Raw genomic sequence first — 20,140 nt, forward strand, 5'->3', positions numbered from 1 at the left:
CGGGCGTCGGCGTTTTTAAGGTCCCGCATTTTCAAATGACTCTGATCAGCATTTTTGCGCGTGAGAATTCGAGGAGGGCTCATGCCCACGGTGAGAGACGTATTGGATCGAGCTGCCCAGATGATCGACACGCATAGAGACAAGGCGAGCTCTCTGGGCGCCCGCTATAAATTCGTGCTGAAAGGCGATGGCGCCTGCACTTTTGTGCTCAATCTCACAGCGGATGATCCCGGCGTGCGCGAAGGGGAGAGCGAGGCCGATTGCACGATCCGCGTCGCCGCCGCCGATTTCGTCCGCATGGCCGAGGGAGAGGTGGACAGCCGCGATCTGTTCTTCGCCGGAAAACTGAAGGTCGATGGCGATATGGGGCTCGCGCTGAAGCTGAAGAAGATGATCGCTTCGGCGTGAGATGAGGGGGAGCAGGCTTCGCCGGCCCGGGGGCGTCGGGCAAAGCCGCTTTGGCGAAAGAGATTGGGACACTGCGTCCACGCCGCGGCTGCGGCGTGATCGGGCGCGTGCGCGTTGGGGGCGACGAAATGGGCGCGACGAATTCATTTGGCGGGGTCGAGGAGCTGGCGACAGAGCGGCTGCGGCGTCACGCCGTCGCCTTTCCAGACCGGCTGGCGGCGGCCTTTCTCGACGACGATCTCGAGATCCGCCAATCCTGGAGCTTCAACGAGCTCGATCGCCGGGCGCGCTCCATGGCCGCCTTTTTGCGAAAGCGCGGCGCGCCCGGCGAGCGCGTGGTGCTGGCCTTTCCGACCTGCCTCGATTTTCTCGCGGCCTTCTATGGATGTCTCCTCGCCGGCATGCCGGCCGTGCCGGCCTCCCTGCCGCTCGCCCATGGCAAGGATCGACGGCTCGAGCTCATCGTCTCCGACAGCGGCGCCAAGCTCATCCTCACCACCGCCAAGCATGTCGAGCTGCTGCAGCGGCGCCTTGCCGAGGGCGAAGCGGCGTCGACGCCGATCATCGCCATCGATGGACTCGCCGACGAGAGCGACGTCTGGCGCGACGTCCCCCGCGCTGCGGGCGAGCTGGCGTTTCTCCAATATACCTCCGGGTCGACGCGCGCGCCGGCGGGGGTGATGGTGAGCCACGGCAATGTGGCCGCCAATCTGATGGCGCTGCACGACGGATTCGGCTCCTCGCCGGAGTCGGTTTTCGTGAGCTGGCTGCCTCTGTTTCACGATATGGGGCTCGTCGCCGGCGCGCTGGCGCCGACATGGGCCGGATGTCCCGTCTATCTCATGAGCCCGGCGAGCTTCGTGCAGAGCCCCTTGCGCTGGCCGCGCGCCATCTCGCGCTACCGCGGCACGATCGGCGGCGGTCCCAATTTCGCGTATCAGGCCTGCGTCGAGGCGGCCCGCACGCATGGCGGGGCGGGGCTCGATCTCTCCTCCTGGACGATCGCCTGGAATGGCGCGGAGCCCGTTCGCGCCTCGACGATCGATGATTTCGCGAAGACTTTCGGGCCCGCCGGCTTTCGCGCCGAGACGCTGACGCCGGCCTTCGGCCTCGCCGAAGCGACGCTGCTCGTCACCGGCAAGCGCGGCTCGGTTCCGCCGCTCGTTCGCGCGGTCGACGAGGCCGCGCTGCGCAGCGACGGCGTCGTCTTCTGCGACGCCGAGGATGCACGCGGCAAGCGGCTGGTCAGCTCCGGCGAGACGGCGCTCGGCGTCGACGTCCGCATCGTCGACCCCGACACGCTCATCGCGGCGCAGCCCTCTGAGGTCGGCGAGATATGGGTGGGCGGCGCCAGCGTCGGCCAAGGCTATTGGAACAAGCCGGAAGAATCGGCGGCGACGTTCGGCGCGCGCACGGCGACGGGCGAAGGCCCCTTCATGCGCACGGGCGATCTCGGCTTTCTCAGCAAGGGCCAGCTCTTCGTCACCGGGCGCCGCAAGGATCTGATCGTCATTCGCGGCGTCAATTATTATCCGCAGGACATAGAACAAACGATCGAGGCCAGCCATCCCGCCTTGCAGCCGGCCTCCTGCGCCGTCTTCGCCGTGGAGGAGGGCGACGCCGTGCGCCTCGTCGCAGTGCAGGAGCTGCGCCGCAGCGCCTGGCGCTCCGTCGATGCGGCGGAGGTGTTCATGGCCATGCGGCGCGAGGTCGCCCGCGAGCATCAGCTCGCGCTGCATCGCATCGTGCTGCTCAAATCCTTCGGCCTGCCCAAGACCTCGAGCGGCAAGGTCCAGCGCGCGGCCTGCCGCGCCGCGCTCGAGGATGGAACGCTGGCGGCGCTGCATGAATGGCGCTCGACCATGCAGGTCGCGCCCATCGACTTCAGCGGCGAGCCGCTCACACAGCCGGGCGTGCTGGAGCGCCAGCTCGTCGATTGGCTGCAGCGCGAATGCGGCGTCGAGAACATCAGCTGGAAGACGCCGCTGATGGATCTCGGCATCGACTCGCTGAAAGGCGTCGAGCTCGGCAATGCGCTGTCCGCCGCCTTCCAGCACTCCTTCCCGGTGACGCTGATGATCGAGCATCCCACAGTGGAGGCGCTCGCCCGGCTCATTCGCGAGGACGCGCTGGGGATGAAGTCCGCCGAGCCGGAGCCGGAGCCCCCGCCGCCCATCGCCTGGGAAGGCGCCGCGCTCGAGCAGGAGATCGATCTGCTCGACGACGCCGCTCTGGATGCGCTGCTCGAGGGCAGCATAGACGCGGTTCTCAAAATGGATAGACGCTCGTGAGCGAGGCCGACTTCAAGAAAAAGGCGCTCCTCGCCATCGAAACGCTGCGCGCTCGCGTGCGCGAGCTCGAGGACGCCCGCGCCGAGCCCATCGCCATCATCGGCTACGCCGCCCGTCTGCCCAGCGCGCGCGACGCCGAGGCCTTCTGGCGCCTGCTGAGCGAAGGGCGGGACGGCATCTCGCCCATTCCCGCCGACCGATGGGACGCCGACGCTTTCTATGATCCCGATCCCGACGCCGCCGGCAAGGTGACGACACGTCGCGCCGGCTTCGCCGACGACGTCGCCAATTTCGACGCGCAATTCTTCGGCGTGTCGCCGCGCGAGGCGGAATTTCTGGACCCGCAACATCGCCTGATGCTGGAGACGAGCTGGCACGCGATCGAGCATGCGGGCATAGCTCCCGCCGATCTCGAGGGCAGCCGCACCGGCATGTTCGTCGGCCTCAGCACGCACGACTATCTGACGCTGCTGTCCGGCAAGCTCGGCTATGCGGTCATCGAGGCCTATTTCGGCACCGGCACCTCGCCCGCCGCCTGCGCCGGGCGCGTGAGCTTCCGTTTCGGCTTCGAGGGGCCAGCCGTCACCATCGACACGGCCTGCAGTTCCTCGCTGGTGACGCTGCACGAGGCGGCGCAGGCGCTGCGCGCCGGCGAATGCGAGCTCGCCCTCGCGGGCGGCGTGAACGTCATCTACAATGTCGGCACGATGATCAACTTCTCCCGCGCGCGCATGCTGGCGCCGGATGGGAAGTGCAAGACCTTCGACGCCGCCGCCGACGGCTATGTGCGCGGCGAGGGCTGCGGAATACTGGTGCTGAAACGCCTCTCCGACGCTTTGCGCGACGGCGACAACATTCGCGCGCTGATCCGCGGCAGCGCCGTCAATCAGGACGGCGCCTCGGGCGGCCTCACCGTCCCCAACGGCCGCGCGCAGCAGCGCGTCATTCGCGAGGCGATGAAGCAGGCCAATCTCGTCGCCAGCGAGATCGACTTTCTCGAAGCGCATGGCACCGGCACCTCGCTCGGCGACCCCATAGAGGCGCAGGCCGCGGCCGCCGCGCTCGGCGCAGGCCGCCCGGCGGACAGGCCGCTTCTCATCGGCTCGGCCAAGACCAATATCGGCCATCTCGAGGCCGCGGCGGGCGTCGCCGGCGTGCTGAAAGTGGTCCTGTCGCTCGAGCACGAGCTGCTGCCCAAACATCTCAACTTCCGCACGCCATCGCCGCATATTCCGTGGAAGCAGCTGCCGCTGAAAGTCGTGTCGGAGCCGCGCGAATGGCCGCGCTCCGTACGCGCGCGGCGCGCCGGCGTCAGCTCCTTCGGCTTCTCGGGCACCAACGCCCATGTGATTATCGAAGAAGCGCCCACGCCCTCCGCGCCGCAGCAACAGGCTCGGCGCGTCCCCGAGCGTCCCTGGCGCCTGCTGCCGTTTTCGGCGCGCAACGCCGCGGCGCTGAAGGCGCTGGCGCAGGCCTATGCCGAGCGCGTCGAGGCGCTGCCTTCGACCGTCGCCTTCGCGAATGTCTGCTACACGGCCGGCGTCGGCCGCTCGCATCTCGAGCATCGCGCGGCGATCGTCGCGGAAGATCCGGCGAGCGCGGCCCGGCTGCTAACGGCGCTCGCCGAGGAGCGTCCGTCGCCCGGCGTCCACATGGGCGTCTCGGCCGATCCGCCGAAGACAGCATGGCTCTTCACCGGCCAAGGCGGGCAATATTCCGGCATGGGCCGCGAGCTGTATGAGACGCAGCCGATTTTCCGCGAAACGCTGGACGAATGCGCCGCGGCGATCAAAGACATTCTGCCGCGCCCGCTGCTCGAAGCGATGTTCGCCGAGGACGGCGCCATCAACCACACCTCTTACGCGCAGCCGGCGCTGTTCGCGCTCGAAATGGGCCTCGCGCGTCTGTGGCGCAGCTGGGGCGTCTCGCCGGATGTGGTGGTCGGCCACAGCGTCGGCCAATATGCCGCGGCCTGCGTCGCCGGCGCCTTTTCACTGGAGCAGGGCGCGCGTCTCCTCGCCGAGCGCGGACGTCTCTTCGGCGCATTGCCGGCGGGCGGCTCCATGGCGGCGATCTTCGCCGAGGCGGCCGCCGTCGAGGCGCGTCTTTCCGCCTATCCGCATGTTTCGGTCGCCGCCTATAATGGCGCGCATATCGTCATCAGCGGCCCACAGGCGGATGTTCTGGCGGTGGCCGAGCAATTCCGCGGCGAAGGCAAGCGCGCCGAGGCGCTGGAAACCTCACACGCTTTCCACTCGGAATTGCTGGAGCCGGCGCTCGACGCATTCGAGGCCTTCGCCGAAAAAATTCCCTTCGAGAATTTGACGCGCACGCTCGTCTGCAATCGCACCGGCAAGGCGCTCGGCGCGCAGACGCGGCTCGACGCGCAATATTGGCGGCGTCATTCGCGCCAGCCCGTGCAATTCGCCCAGAGCGTGCAGACTCTGGCGAGCCTCGGCTGCCGCGTCGTGCTGGAGATCGGCCCGCAGCCCGTGCTCGCGGCGATGGCGCTGCGCGCTTGGCCGGATGCGACTCCGGCGCCGCAGCCGGTCGCCTCGCTGCGTCGCGACTCGTCCGACGCGCGGCAGATAGAGGAGGCTCTGGGCCAGCTCTATGTCGCCGGCGCGCGCATCGATTTCAAAGCCGTCGAGGCGCCGTGGAAGCGCGAGAAGGTCGATCTGCCGCTCTATCCTTTCCAGCGCAAGCGCTATTGGTTCAAGCAGACGCGCGCGCCGGCGCAGGACAAGAAGAGCGCCGACTCGCAAATCCTGCAAATGATCGAGGACGGCCAGCTCGAGGAGCTCGGCGGCCGGCTGCGCCTTGCCGACGACAAGGGCGCGACGCAGCGCGTTCTGCAGGCGCTCTACGATCATTATCAGCGCGAGCGCTTCTCGCAGAACACCGCCGAAAATCTCTATGAGCTCGCCTGGAGCAAGCGCCCCGGCCGCGATTTCGCGCCTTCGGCGCGCGCAGAGTCCTGGCTCGTCGCCGCTTGCAGCGAAGCCGCGGCGCGTCCTCTCATCGACGAGCTGACGAGCGCCGGCCACGCCGCGCGCTTCGTCGATCTCGCCGACGCCGCGGATTTCCCGCGTCTCGTGGCCGCCGCTCTGCCGACGCGCGTCGCCATCCTCACCAATATCGATACGCCCGAGGGCTTCGGCGAAGCGTCGCTGAAGCGCTTCGAGCAGGCGGTGATGGCGGGCGCCTGCGGCCTCTCGCAGGCTCTCGCGGCGTCGGGCGCCAAGACGCCTGTCTTCCTCGTCACCAGCGGCGCGCAGCCGGTCGCCGAGAATGACGTCATCGATCCGACGCAGGGCTGCGCCTTCGGCTTCGGCAAGGTGCTGGCGCTCGAGCATCCCGATCTCTGGGGCGGTCTCGTCGATCTTCCCGCGGCCGAAGCCTCGGCCGCCGACTGGCGCGCCGGCGCGAATATTCTGTGCGCAGAGACGCGCGAGAGCGAGGACCAATTCGCCATTCGCGGCGGCGAGACCTTCATCGTGCGCCTGCGCCGCCGGACGATCGCAGCGGCGCGGCCGCTCGATATCGGGCCGGGCAAGACTTATCTCGTCACCGGCGGCCTCGGCGCGCTGGGATTGGAGGCGGCCGCCTATTTGGCGGGGCAGGGCGCGCGTCACATCGCGCTCACCAGCCGGCGCACGCCGGACGATCGCGCGCATCAGCGCCTCGAGGCGCTGCGCGAGCGCTATGAGGGCTGCGAGCTGCGCGTCATTCCGGGCGACGTCTCCTCGCAGGCGGATGTCGCGCGCATTTTGGAGCGCATCGGCGAAATCATGCCGCCGCTCGCCGGCGTCATTCACGCCGCCGGCGAGATCGACGCGACGCGCCTCACCGCGCTCGAGCAAAAGCACATAGAAAAAGTCTTCGCCGGCAAGGTCTGGGGCGCCTATCGGCTGACGCGCGCGCTCGAAGGCGCGTCGCTCGATTTCTTCATCTCCTTCTCCTCCATCGCCTCTGTTTGGGGCAGCTTCGGCCAAACGGCCTATGCCGCCGCCAATGGTTTTCTCGACTCGCTCGCCGCTTGGCAGCGCCGACGGGGAATGCCGGGCGCGAGCGTGAATTTCGGCCCCTGGTCCGCCGGCATGGCGGATGAGGCGGCGCGCGAGCAATTGGCCAAGCGCGGCGTGCTGGAGCTCTCCTCCGAGCTGGCGCTGAACGGCATGAAGGCGGTGCTCGAATCCGCCGATGGCCGCGGCGTCGTCGCGCGCGTCGACTGGGCGCGCTTCCTGCCCGTGTTCCAGCTGCAGGCGCGGCGCGCCTTCATGAAGGAGCTGGAGAAGGAGACGCCCGAGGGCGAGGAGCAGATCATCGGCGGCGGCGCGCTGGCGCAGCGTCTGCTGCTGGCGCCGGCCGAGGGCCGCAAGCGCATGCTGCTCGACCATATGCGGCAGGTGCTGGCCGAGGTGGTGCGCCTCGACCCGGCGCAAATTCGCGAGGAGGCCGGCTTCTTCGATCTCGGCATGGATTCGCTGATGGCGATCGAGCTGCGCAAGCGGCTGGAAAAAGACCTCGGCGAGACGCTGCCCGCGACGATGGCGATCGACCATCCACGCTTGACCGACACGGTCGATTTCCTGCTCTCGCGCATCGGATTGCAGAATGAGGCGCAGGCCGCCGCGACGCCCGTCGTGCAGACCTTGCGCGCCGACGAGCCGATCGCCATCGTCGGCCTCGCCTGCCGGCTGCCCGGTGCCGGCGGCGCCGACGCCTATTGGGAACTGCTCTCGCATGGCGTCGACGCCATACGAGAGGCCCCGGCCGAGCGCTTCGACATAGACGAGCTCTATGATCCCGACCCGGAAGCGGCCGGCAAGGTCTATACGCGCAACGGCGGCTATATGGAGGGAGTCGATCTCTTCGACTCCGAGCTGTTCGGCGTGTCGCCGCGCGAGGCTCTGTGGATGGAGCCGCAGCAGCGCCTCGTGCTGGAGACCGCATGGGAAGCGCTCGAGGACGCTGGATTCGGCCCGGCGGGGCTTTCGCGCAGCCGCACCGGCGTTTTCGTCGGCGTCGGCGCCAATGAATATTCGCATCTCCTCGCCGGCTCGCCGGAGGAGATTCAGGCCTATTTCATCACCGGCAATGCGCTCAATGTGATCGCCGGCCGCGTCGCCTTCTCGCTCGGGCTCGAAGGTCCGGCGATGGCAATCGACACCGCCTGCTCCTCGTCTCTCGTCGCGTTGCACGAGGCCGCCCAGGCCCTGCGCGCGGGCGAATGCGACATGTCGCTCGCCGCCGGCGTCAATGTGCTGCTCAGCCCCGCGACGATGATCGCCGCCTGCCGCGCGCGCATGCTTTCGCCGGACGGCCGCTGCAAGACCTTCGACGCCTTGGCGGACGGCTATGCGCGCGGCGAGGGCGTCGGCGTGCTGGCGCTGAAACGCTTGTCGGACGCAGAGCGCGACGGCGACCGCATTCGCGCGATCATTCGCGGCAGCGCCGTCAATCAGGACGGCGCCTCCAGCGGCCTCACTGTTCCGAACGGCCGCGCGCAGCAGCGGGTCATTCGCGCGGCGCTGGATCAGGCCGGCCTCGCTCCGGCGGATGTCGATTATATCGAAGCCCATGGCACCGGCACCTCGCTCGGCGACCCCATAGAGGCGCAGGCCGCCGCCGCCGCGCTCGGCGCCGGACGTTCCGCCGATCGGCCTTTGCTCATCGGCTCCGCCAAGACGAATATCGGCCATTTGGAAGCCGCGGCGGGCGTCGCCGGCGTCATCAAAGTGGTGCTGTCGCTGGAGCATGGGCTGCTGCCCAAGCATCTGCATTTCAAGACGCCTTCGCCGCATATTCCGTGGAAGGAGCTGCCGCTGAAAATCGTCTCGGAGGCGCGCCTTTGGCCGCGCTCCGAGCGAAAGCGACGCGCCGGCGTCAGCTCTTTCGGCTTCTCCGGCACCAACGCCCATGTGATCCTCGAGGAAGCGCCGGCGCCCGCTGGCGCGAACGCCGCTCCGGCCGAGCGCCCCGTTCCCACCGAGCGTCCTTGGCATTTGCTGCCGCTCTCGGCGCGCAGCGCTCCGGCGTTGCAGGCGCTGGCGCAGGCCTATGTCGCGCGCGTCGAGGCGCTGCCCTCCGTCGCCGCCTTCGCCGATGTCTGCCACACGGCCGGCGTGGCGCGCTCCCATCTCGAGCATAGGGCGGCGATCGTCGCGCAGGACGGCGCCGACGCCGCGCGGCTGCTGACGGCGCTCGCCGAGGGGCGTCCTGCGCCCGGGCTCCACTCGGGCGTCTCCGCCGATCCGCCGAAGACCGCCTGGCTGTTCACCGGACAGGGCAGTCAATATGCCGGCATGGGCCACGCGCTCTATGAGACGCAGCCGCTCTTCAAGGAGACGCTGGACCAATGCGCGGCGGCGATCGGCGATATTTTGCCGCGCCCGCTGCTGGAGGTGATGTTCGGCGAGGATTGCGCGATCAATCATACCTCTTACGCGCAGCCGGCCTTGTTCGCGCTGGAGATGGGCCTCGCGCGCCTGTGGCGCAGCTGGGGAATGACGCCCGATGTCGTGCTCGGCCATAGCGTCGGCCAATATGCGGCCGCCTGCGTCGCCGGCGCCTTTTCGCTGGAGCAAGGCGCGCGTCTGCTCGCCGAGCGCGGACGTCTGTTCGGAGATCTGCCGACCGGCGGCTCGATGGCGGCGGTCTTCGCCGAGGCGGGCGTCGTGGAGGCGCGGCTCGCCTCCTATCCGCACGTCTCCGTGGCCGCCTATAATGGCGCGCATATCGTCATCAGCGGTCCGCAGGCGGATGTTCGAGCGCTGGTCGAGGCCTTCCGCGACGAAGGCCTCCGCACGGAAGAGCTGGAGACCTCGCACGCCTTCCATTCCGAGCTGCTGGAGCCGGCGCTCGACGCTTTCGAAGCCTTCGCGGCGCAGACGCCCTTCGAGACGCTGACGCATACGCTCATTTGCAATCGCACCGGCCGGGCGCTGGACGCGCAGACGCGAATGGACGCGCAATATTGGCGTCGTCACTCGCGCCAGCCCGTGCAATTCGCGCAGAGCGTGCAGACGCTCGCCGAGCTGGGCTGCCGCGTGCTGGTGGAGATCGGCCCGCAGCCGGTGCTCGCGGCCATGTCGCTGCGGGCCTGGCCGGATGCGCGGCCCGCGCCGCAGGCGGTCGCCTCGCTGCGCCGGGATTCCTCTGACTCGCGGCAGATAGAGGAGGCCTTGGGCCAGCTCTATGTCGCCGGCGCGCGGCCGGATTTCGCGGCGATCGACGCGCCGTGGAAGCGCAGCAAGGTCGACATTCCGAAATATCCGTTCCAGCGCAAGAAATATTGGCCGCGCGCCATCGTCGCGCGAGGCGGCGGCGCGGCGGGCGCCGGCGCGCTGCTCGGCTCGCTCTGCGATCTCCCCTCGGGCGATACGGTCTATGCGACCTGCTTCAGCGTGAAGCATCTGCCCTGGCTCGAGGACCATGTGATCTACGGCGCCATGGTCGTGCCCGGCGCCACCTACGCCTCCATGGCGCTCGCCGCCGTCGGCGCGCCGGCGCAGCTGCGCGAGGTGTTCTTCTACGAGCCGATCGTCTTCACCGGCGAGGAGCAGCGCGATGTGCAATTGACGCTGCGCGCCAGCGAGGAGCCCTCGCCCGGCCTGCGCAAGTTCGAGGTGCACAGCCGCCCGCGCGGCGATCGCGACGCGAGCTGGTCGCTCAACGCCTCCGGCAGCCTGGAACTCGAGACCGCGATCGGCGACGAGGCGCCCGAGGCCATGGACGCGATCATCGGCCGGCTGTCGCCCATGTCGCCGCAGCGGCTCTTCGACGGTTTCGCCGAAAATGAGCTGCGCTGGGGGCCGAGCTGGTCCGGCTCGCTGCGCGCGCTCTGGGCGGAAGGCCCGGAGGCGGTGGGCGAGCTGCAGGCCGGCGAGGAGCTTGCCGAGCATATTGCGAGCGAGCCCATTCATCCGGTGCTGCTCGATCTCTGCACCGGCGTCGCCGGCGCCGTGCTGCTCGCCGCGGCGCCCGAGGCCGCGGCCGACGACGGCAGCCTGTTCCTGCCGCTGCGCTATGAGCGCGTCACTCTGCGCGAGAAAATGCCGCGCCGCTTCTACTGCCATGCGCGCTGGCGCGCCGACGCCGACGAGCGCTCCGAGACGCAGGCTTTCGATCTCGTCTTCGCCGATGGCGAGGGACGCTATCTCGGCGGCATAGACGATTTCGTCGTCAAGCGCGCGCCGCGTCAGGCGCTGCTGCGCGGCCTCGGCGTCGACGCCGGCCGCTTGCTGCATCTGTTGAGCTGGCGCGAGCGGCCGCTCGTCGCGGCGCCGGCCGCCGACGCCGCGACGTCCGAAATCGCGCTCGTCGTCGCCGCGCCCGATCATCCGCTTCTGCCGGCTCTGCGCGCCGCGCTCGCCGAGCGTGGACGCCGCATCGTCGCACTCGCCCCGGCCGCGGCCTATGAGCGGCGGGACGACGGCTTCACGCTCGATCCGCGCGACGCCGAACATTGGCGCAAGGCCTTTCTCGCGCTCGCCGAGGCGGGCGAGAGCGCCTTCGCCCTCGTCTTTCTGGCGACCGGCAACGCCGGCCCGATCGAGGCCGAGCCGCGCGATGCGCTCCTCGCCCGCCTCACCGGCGACATCGACGGAATCATCGGCGCGACGCGCTATCTCGTCGGTCCGGGCGCGACGGCGCCGGCGCGGGGCCTTTGGCTCGTCACCGAGCGCGCCGTCGCCGCCGATCCGAGCGAGAATGTCGATCCGGCGCAATCGGCGATCTGGGGCCTCGGCCGCACCATTCTCGCCGAGCAGTCCGACGCCCATTGCGCGCTCGTCGACACGGATGGGAGCGCCGAGGCGTTGCAATCCCTCGCCGACGCGCTGCTCTCCGGCGCGCCGGAGCCGGAATTCGCGCTGCGCCGGAAAAAATGCATGGCGCCGCGGCTGATGCCCTGGGCGCGCAGCGGATTGCTCGCAGCGCCGACGCAGGATTATCGCCTGCAGCCGAGCGAGCGCGGCGCCATCGACAATCTGCGCCTCGCGCCCGAGAGCTTCGCGCCGCCGGGGCCGGGACATGTGCAGGTCCGTCCGCTCGCGGGCGGCTTGAACTTCCGCGACGTGCTCAACGTCCTCGGCCTCTATCCCGGCGATCCGGGCGAGATCGGCGGCGAGCTGGCCGGCGTGGTGACGGCGGTGGGCGAGGGCGTCGAGGGTTTCGCGGTCGGCGATCGCGTCTTCGGCTTCGCGCCGGGCGGCGCTTTCGCGACCGCGGTGAACACGCCCTATCCTTTCCTGACGCATCAGCCGGAGCGCATCGGCGCGGCGGAGGCGGCGACGCTGCCGGCGGCCATGCTGACCGTCATGCTCGGCTATGAATGGGCGCTGCCGAAAAAGGGCGAGCGCGTGCTGATCCATGCGGCCTCTGGCGGCGTCGGCCTCGCGGCCGTGCAGCTCGCGCAAAAGGTGGGGGCGATCGTTTACGCCACGGCGAGCGCGCCCAAGCAGCAGACGCTGCGCGATCTCGGCGTCGAGCATATCTACGACTCGCGCACGCTCGATTTCGCCGAACAAATATTGGCGGACACCGGCGGCGCCGGCGTCGATATCGTGCTGAACAGCCTGACGAGCGAAGGCTTCGTCGCCGCCACTGTGCGCGCGACGGCGCAGGGCGGCCGCTTCATCGAGATCGCCAAGCGCGACATTTGGACAGCCGAGGCGATGGCCGCCGCCCGGCCCGATATCGCCTATCACATATTGGCGCTGGACGATGTGATGCGCGACGATCTCCCGCGCATCGAGCGAATGCTGCATTCTCTCGCCGAGGATCTCGGCCGCGGCGAATTGCGGACGCTGCCTTTCAGGTCCTATCCGATCACCGAGGCGAAGACGGCCTTCCGCTGCATGCAGCAGGCCCGCCATATCGGCAAGATCGTGCTCACCGTGCCGGAGGCGCCCGCGCCGCGCCGCGATCGAAGCTATCTCGTCACCGGCGGCCTCGGCGCGCTCGGCCTGCGCATAGCGGAATTTCTGGCGCAGCAGGGCGCCGGACGCCTCGTGCTCACCAGCCGCCGGCCGCCGGACGACAGCGCGAAAGAGGCGATCGAGGCGATCACGTCGCAATATGATTGCCGCATCGACGCCATCACGGCCGATGTCGGCGATGAAGCGAGCCTTCGGGCTCTGCTCGAGGGCGTGCGGCGCGACGGACCGCCGCTCGGCGGCGTCTTCCATCTGGCCGGCGTGCTGGACGATGCGCTGATCCCGCAGCAGACGCCGGAAAAAGTGCGGAAGACCCTCGCGCCGAAAGCGCTCGGCGCCTGGCTCCTGCATCATTTGACGCTCGAGGATGCGCCGGAGCTCTTCGTTATGTTCTCCTCGGCGTCGGCCGTTCTCGGCTCGCCGGGGCAGGCGAATTACGCGGCGGCCAACGCCTTCCTCGACGGCCTCGCGGCGCATCGCCATGCTCTGGGCCTGCCGGCGGCGAGCGTGAATTACGGGCCTTGGGCCGAGGCCGGCATGGCGGCGAGCGAGGCCGCGCGCGTCAATCTCGGAAGGCAAGGGCTGACGCCCCTGAAGCCGGCGTTGGCGCTCTCGGCCATGGCGGAGATGATCCGTCATGGCGCGACGCAGGCCATCGTCATCGGCGCGCAATGGCAGCGCATCGCCAAGCTGATGGGGCCGACCCGGCCGCCCATGCTGGAGCATGTCCTGCCCAAGGCCGCCGCGGCGCAGGACTTCGACGGCGCTTTTTTGAAGCAGCTCGAAAAAGTGCCAGAGGCGCAGCGCGCCGACTTCCTGACCGAGCATCTGCAAGGGCAATTGCAGCATATTCTGGGGCTCGCGCAGCCGCCCGCGCCGGACAGCCGCTTCCTCGAGCTGGGAATGGATTCGCTGATGGCGGTGGAGCTGCGCAATCGCCTGCTCGGGCAGTTCGGCGCCTCGGTCTCCATTCCCTCGACCGTCGTCTTCGATCATCCGACGCTGCGCGCGCTGGCCGAATATCTCGCCAGCCAGACAGCGGGCGGCGGCGCGGTGGAAGCAGCGGAACCGGAGAAGGCGCTCGCGGAACCGCCGTCGTGAGCGGTTCCGAGCCTCACTCGGCTCATTGTGACGCGGCATGACGACAAAGACGCTTTTATGAGCAATTTTCTGAGCTTGCAGGCAATCTCAGAGACTAGCTTTCCTTGACAGAGCGTGTCTCGAAAGCTAGTACCGTCAACAGGCCGTTAATTCGGCCGCTCCGAGCTTTGCGCTCGTGTCATATTTGTAATTCGCGCTCCGAACGGCGGCTGGCACGGATGAAAATACATGCGTGCATCATCATCGGCCTGACGGCGGTCGGCGCGATACTCACGCCCGCCAGCGCCGAGACTTTGCCATCGGCTCTCGCGAGCGCCTATGCCTATAATCCCGATCTCAACCAGCAGCGCGCCAGCGTGCGCGTGCATGACGAGAGCGTGGCCAAAGCCTGGAGCGGCCTGCGGCCCAACGCCTCGGTAATCGCCGGTCTCGGCGCCATGCGGACAGAATTGCTGGTGCCGACGATCCGCCTGCCCTTCATGCATGAGCGCATTTATCTGCATGGCGACCATGACGGCAATCCGCAGGCCGTGACCGTCAATGTCTCGCAGACGCTCTTCGACGGCGGCCGCACGCTCAACAATGTGAAAAAGGCCGAATCGACGGTTCTCTCGGCGCGCGCCAATCTGCGGCTGATCGAGCAGGCGGTCCTGCAGAACGCCGCGACCGCCTATATGGACGTGCTGCGCGACACCGCGATCCTGTCGCTGCGTCAGAACAATATTCGCGTGCTGGAGCTGCAGCTCGCCAACACGCGGGAGAATGCGGCCGCCGGCTATCTGACCGAGACCGACGTCGCTCAGGCGGAAGCGGCCGTGTCGCAGGCGCGCTCCGATCTCTATGGCGCGCAGGCGCGGCTGAAGAGAAGCGCGGCGAGCTATCATCGCATCGTCGGCGAGGAGCCCAAGCGGCTGCAGCCCGCGGGCTCGGTGGAAAAGCTGCTGCCGCGCAGCGTCGAGGACGCCATCGCCATCGCCACGGGCGCTCACCCCGGCGTGGAGGCGGCGCATCATCAGGTCGATGCGGCGGAATTCGCCGTCCATGCCGCGGAAGCGGATCTTCTTCCATCCGCCTCGGTGAGCGGCCAGCTCTCGCAGCAGAACGACTTCTTCCTGGGCCTGCCCGGATGGCGGCAGTTCAGCTATGGCGTCAATGTGAATTTCCGCGTTCCACTCTATCAGGGCGGCGCCGATTTCGCCTCGGTGCGCCAGGCGAAGGAGCAGGTGGGCCAGGCCCGCTTCGGCGTGGATATGCAGATGGGCGACGCGCGCGCCAATGTCGTCGGCAGCTACGCCTCGCTGGAGGCCGCCAAGCTGCAGATGAAGTCGGACCATGCAACGGTGAAAGCCGCTGAACTGGCGCTCAACGGCGTGCGCGAGGAGGCGAAGGTCGGCCTGCGCACGACGCTCGACGTTCTCAACGCGCAGCAGAGCCTGCTCCATGCGCGGGTGAATGTCGTCGTCTCACAGCATGACGTCGTCGTCGCCTCCTATGCGGCGCTGGCCTCGATCGGCCGGCTGAACCGGGCGGCGTTGAATCTGGACGTCGAGCATTACGACGCCGAGCAGCACTTCGAGAATGTGCGCGGCAAATTCTTCGGCGTGGATACGCCCTGATCGCTTGCCGAGGAACGGACTTTCCTCAACGAGACTGCTTGGCGGCGACGAGCTCTCCGAAGAGATAGGCGTCCACCCTGAGTCCGACGGGCAGCTTGGCGTCGCCGTCGAGATCGACGAGCACCTGCAGGACCTTTGTATCGACGCGGTCGCCGGGGCGTCCCGTCTGCACGATCTTCGAGCCCATTCGGGACGACACCCAGCTCACGCGGCCCTGGAACTTGCGACCGGGATAGGCGTCGCTGACCACTTCGACGCGCTGATCCGGCGTCACCTTGCCGATGTCGGTCTCGTCCACCTCGGCGCGCACTTTGAGGCCGCGCAGATCGCCGACGATGGCGACCGTCGTCGGCGGCACATTGGTGACGGTCTCGCCCACCTCATGGGTGCGGCGCAAGACGGTTCCCGCCACCGGCGAACGAATGAAGGTCTTGTCGAAGATCGCCTTCGCCGAGGCCAGCTCCGCATCGGCGAGCCGCAGCCGCGCGCGCGCGGCGTCGACGTCCTCGGAGCGGGCGCCCGTCTGCAATTGCGCGAGGCGCTGGGCGGCGACGGTGCGGCGCGCCTCGCTGGCGTCGAGATTGGCCTTCGCCTGATCGAGCATCGCCTGCGGCGAGACGCCCCGCTTGGCCAGCGGCTGCCGACGCTCATAGTCGCGACGCGCATATTTGAGCCCGGCGTCGGCTTCCGAGAGAGCCGCCTCGGCCTCACGCAGCTCCTCGGCGCGCGCGCCATGCAGAATGCGGTCGAGCTCGGCCTGACGGAGCGCGAGCTGCGCCTGCGCGGAGGCGACGCGCGCGCTCTGCTCGGCGTTGTCGATGACGGCGATGACCTGCCCCGCCGTCACCTCGTCATTCTCCTCGACCTTGAATTCCTTGATCACGCCGACGATCTGCGCGGAGATCTCGCGCTCCTTGCTATTGGGCTCGACGACGCCGGGCGCTGCGGCGACCCGATGCTGCGAGACGAGCTTGGCGCTCGAGGAGAGCGCCTGCTCGGCGCGGCCGCTCATCGTTGACGATACGGCGGCGAGGCCGACGAGAAGAAGAATGGCCGGCGACGGCCGATCGAGTTTCATGACGCGCTCCCTGCGCCGAAGGAATGGGACGATTCTGGAGGCTTATCGACAATGCGGCCGTCCTCCAGATGCAAGACGCGATTCGCGAACTGAAAAATGCGAAAGTCATGCGTGACGATGACGACCGCGCGGCGGCCGTTGCGCGCGAGCGCCTGCAGAAGCTCCATCGCCTTCAGGCCATTCTCGGAATCGAGCGCCGCCGTCGGCTCGTCGGCGATGAGTATCTCGGGATCGGCGGCGAGCGCGCGCGCGATCGCCACGCGCTGCTTCTGTCCGATGCTGAGTTCCGCCGGAAAGGCGTCGATGCGATGACCGAGGCCGACGCTTCCGAGCAGCTCATGCGCCCGGACGCGCGCGACATCCTTCTCGACGCCCATGAGATCGAGCGCGACCATCACATTCTCCGTCGCCGTCAGCATCGGGAACAGATTATGCGCCTGAAAGATGAAGCCGAAGTGTTGAAGGCGCAGCTCCGCCAGCCGATCTTCGTCGAGGGTCTCGGTCGACTTGCCGCAAATGGTGATCTTGCCGGCGGTCGGGCGCAGCAGATGGCCGAGTATATGAACGAGCGTCGTCTTGCCGCTGCCGGAGGGACCCACGAGGAGCAGGACCTCGCCCGGCAGAATATCGATGTCGATATTCTTCAGAACCTGGACGGCGCTCGGTCCCTCGCCGAAATTGTGAACGAGGCCGCGCGCGCTCAATATGGGCTGCGTCATCGGAACACCTTCACCGGATCGACCGTCATCACCTTGCCGATCGAGCCGATCGAGGCGGCGACGCACATCAGCATCGTCGCCACGACGATTCCGAAGGCGAGCCAGAGCGGCACCTCCGGCGCCGAGCTGAGATGGCGGGTGAAGACGACGACGACCGCTATGACGGCGAGGCCGATCGCCGCGCCGAACACGCCGCCGAGCACCGCCTGCTGCACGATGATGCGATAGAGATAGGAACGCGGGCCGCCCATGGCGCGAATGACGGCGTATTCCGGCAGGCGATCCATCGTGCTGGCGTAGAGCGTCTGCGCGACGATGACGACGCCGACGAGCAAGGCCAGCAGAGTCGAGCTGACCAGCGTGATGCCGGCGCCCGTGGTCACGAGCCAATAATATTGGCTGCGCCAGGCGAGCTGTCCCGCCGTCAGCACCTCGACCTCCGACATGCGCGCGGCGAGCGCCTCGGCCACCGCCTCCGGTCTATAGCCCTCGGCGACGCGCACCAGCACATAGGCGATGTCATTGTCCGGCGCGTAGAAGAAGGATCGCGCCTTGGCGAGCGACATGAACACATAGGGCGCCTGGGTGAAGGTCCTTATGCCGTCCGTGAAGCCGACCACACGAATTCTGTGGCTGTTGATCTCGACCGTCTCGCCGAGCGTGCGAATGCCGAGCTTATCGGCATAGAGGCGGTCGATCACCGCGCCGTCCGGCTCCGCAAGCGCCTCTTTCGCGCTCGGCCCTTCGACCATGGCGAAGGGCAGGCCCATCGTCGCATCGGGATCGATGCCGATGACGATGACGATCTGCCGAACGCCGTCCGGCCGCTTCAGAAAGCCGAAGTGGAGCATATAGGGCTCGGCCGCCGCGACGCCCTCGACCGACATCGCCTGAAAGCGCCGCCGCTCCTGCAGAGGCGTCGCGAGATCGACGCTGGGCACGCCTTCCGCCGTGATCCAGAGATCGGCGCCGGCGTGATCGACGACGGTCGAGATCGTATGGACGAAATTCAGCAGCATTCCGAGCTGAATGCCCATCAATATCGTGGAGAATGCGATGCCGGTGAGCGTGATCGCGAAACGGATGCGATCATGGACGAGATTGCGCCATGCGATGAGCAAGGTCATCCGCGCGCCTTTCGACGCGGCGGCCGAGACGCTCTCGGCGCGGCTTTTCAGCGCGTATAGGGTATCGCCGGACACAAGGACCCTTTCCACCTCGCCGCCAGCCGCCCCGCGGGGGACATTGCGGCGCCCTCGGAAAATACTCAAGCCGAGGCGCATTCTTCGCCTCGGGGCGGAAGAGGAACGTCCTCCGTCACACAAGCTATTATAAAGCCATTGCTTTCTATAGTCTCGACAGCATAGGCGGACATGGTTTCCCGATCCTGGATTCGAATGCTCCCCTCTGGCGAAAAATCGACCGCTTCGAGCGATTTCAGCCTTCCGTCGACGCCGGAGCCGAGCAGCTTTCCCACCGCCTCCTTCGCCCCCCAGACCCGGGTGATCCATTCGGCGCGGCGGGCCGTCCCGAGCGCATTCACCTTCTCGCGCTCGTCGGGGCCGGCGACGGCGGCGAGAAACCCGTCGCCCCGATCGGCGATCCGCTCTATGTCGACGCCGACACGCCCGCTATGGGCGGCGGCGATCGCCCGATCCTCGCAATGGGCGATGCTGACATGGGGCAGCAGCACCTCGCGCCCGTCTTCGCCGGCGACATAGGGGCGGCCCGCCGGATCGGATCGGATGAGGATCGCGGCCGGATGCGCCATTTCGGCCCCGGTGCGGTCGCTGATCCAGCGTCGGACGCAATCCTTGGCGACCGTGCGGCCGAGCAGCCATTGGCGCTGGCGCGCCGGAAAGCGGGCGTGGCTCTCATAGACGGCGGCCTCCTCGAGGCCGAGACAATCGCGCGCGAGCATTCGCGGATCGAATTTGCCGAGATCGGGCTCGGCGAGGTAAAGGACCAGCGGGCCGTCGGCAGAGCCGCCGACCGGCGCGGGACGGCCGAGCAGAAATTGTCCGGGCGCGCGCCGGTAATCGACGAGACACCGCTCCCATTGGAATTTCCAGCAGCGCAGATCCGCGATGCGCATCCAGACGCCGCCTTCGCCATCCTCCGCCTCGACATCGGCGTGAATGGTCTTGCCGTCGGTCTTGCGCAGCTCGATGCGCACGGGGACGAGCCTTCCCGCGGGCGGCGTCGGCCGATAGAGCTCGAGCTTGCCGAGCCCCACGGGAAAAGCGTAGCGATCCCGCTGCATCGCATAGACGCCGACCATTTGGCAGATGGCGTCGAGCACGCAGGGCTGCAGCAGCAGCTGAGGCTCCGCCATGGAGCGAAACAGGCCGGCGGACGAGGGGATGCGCAAATGGCCGGCAATGCGCCGTTCCTCGACAAAAACCTCGCCGAAGAGGCAGCGGAAGGCCGGTCCATGGAACAAATGGCGCTCGGCGTAGAGACGCGCGGCGTCGATCCTGAGCGCGGCGCCCACGTCGAGCGCGCCGAAATCCGGGAACAGCTCCAGCAGATAATGGCGGCCGAACAGCAGCGTCGCCTCGATCGACGGGCCGCTCTGACCTTCGGCGCGAATGGCGGCGCGCACGAAAGTGGCGTCGCGCTGCGGATCATAGCGGTCGAGACGCGCTTCGATCGCCAAAATTGCGGACTCGGCGTCGACGAGATCGATCCATCTCGTCGCCTTTATCGCCTCGACGCCGATGAGCCCCTGTCCCGGAACGACACAGGCGGCGACCTCCGCCATCGCCTCTATGCTCATCGTCATCGGCAGCACGGGCAGGCAGGCCGAGAGCGGCTTGACGCCGGGCGCGTGAACAAAGGCGTGGTCGGCGAGATAGAGGTCCTCGTCGAGATGGAGGATGCGCTCGACTAGGACGCTCTCGCCGCGCGTCGCGGCGAGGACGCGGCCGACGAAAGGCAGCGCGCCGCCGCGTCTCGACACGATCCGATTCCGAGCTTCGAGCAC

8 protein-coding genes are annotated in these 20,140 nt (G+C 68.1%); 4 read left to right on the forward strand and 4 right to left on the reverse strand.

Annotated features, from left to right (window positions below):
* The first annotated feature begins 81 nt into the window (after positions 1–81).
* The 4 genes from GYH34_RS19265 to GYH34_RS19280 all read left to right on the forward strand — a co-directional run bounded on the left by GYH34_RS19265 (position 82) and on the right by GYH34_RS19280 (position 15,357).
* Positions 82–408, forward strand: coding sequence for an SCP2 sterol-binding domain-containing protein (locus GYH34_RS19265; protein ID WP_161915228.1), 327 nt, complete (start codon positions 82–84; stop codon positions 406–408).
* A gap of 128 nt (positions 409–536) precedes the next feature.
* Positions 537–2,699, forward strand: a complete 2,163-nt coding sequence (locus GYH34_RS19270; protein ID WP_161915229.1) for an AMP-binding protein — start codon at positions 537–539, stop codon at positions 2,697–2,699.
* Positions 2,696–13,741: a type I polyketide synthase gene (locus GYH34_RS19275; RefSeq protein ID WP_161915230.1), complete on the forward strand. Its 11,046-nt coding sequence runs from the start codon at positions 2,696–2,698 to the stop codon at positions 13,739–13,741. The genes GYH34_RS19270 and GYH34_RS19275 overlap by 4 nt, the downstream gene beginning before the upstream one ends.
* Positions 13,742–13,959: 218 nt before the next feature.
* The gene (locus GYH34_RS19280; RefSeq protein ID WP_161915231.1) at positions 13,960–15,357 is read left to right on the forward strand and encodes a TolC family outer membrane protein; all 1,398 of its coding nucleotides are present in this window, start codon (positions 13,960–13,962) and stop codon (positions 15,355–15,357) included.
* A gap of 25 nt (positions 15,358–15,382) precedes the next feature.
* Here the strand turns inward: GYH34_RS19280 and GYH34_RS19285 are convergent, their stop codons facing one another.
* The 4 genes from GYH34_RS19285 to GYH34_RS19300 form a co-directional block, all read right to left on the reverse strand.
* Positions 15,383–16,435 (reverse strand): efflux RND transporter periplasmic adaptor subunit, encoded by a 1,053-nt coding sequence (locus GYH34_RS19285; RefSeq protein ID WP_161915232.1) that lies wholly within the window; start codon positions 16,433–16,435, stop codon positions 15,383–15,385.
* Positions 16,432–17,154: an ABC transporter ATP-binding protein gene (locus GYH34_RS19290; RefSeq protein WP_161915233.1), complete on the reverse strand. Its 723-nt coding sequence runs from the start codon at positions 17,152–17,154 to the stop codon at positions 16,432–16,434. Before GYH34_RS19290 ends, GYH34_RS19285 begins: the two co-directional genes overlap by 4 nt.
* Positions 17,151–18,281, reverse strand: a complete 1,131-nt coding sequence (locus GYH34_RS19295; RefSeq protein WP_197745467.1) for an ABC transporter permease — start codon at positions 18,279–18,281, stop codon at positions 17,151–17,153. Before GYH34_RS19295 ends, GYH34_RS19290 begins: the two co-directional genes overlap by 4 nt.
* 140 nt (positions 18,282–18,421) lie before the next feature.
* Positions 18,422–20,116 (reverse strand): 4'-phosphopantetheinyl transferase superfamily protein, encoded by a 1,695-nt coding sequence (locus tag GYH34_RS19300; RefSeq protein WP_244635389.1) that lies wholly within the window; start codon positions 20,114–20,116, stop codon positions 18,422–18,424.
* Between the last annotated feature and the right edge of the window lie 24 nt (positions 20,117–20,140).

The organism is Methylosinus sp. C49, assembly GCF_009936375.1.
In the GTDB taxonomy this organism is placed as follows: Bacteria; Pseudomonadota; Alphaproteobacteria; order Rhizobiales; family Beijerinckiaceae; genus Methylosinus.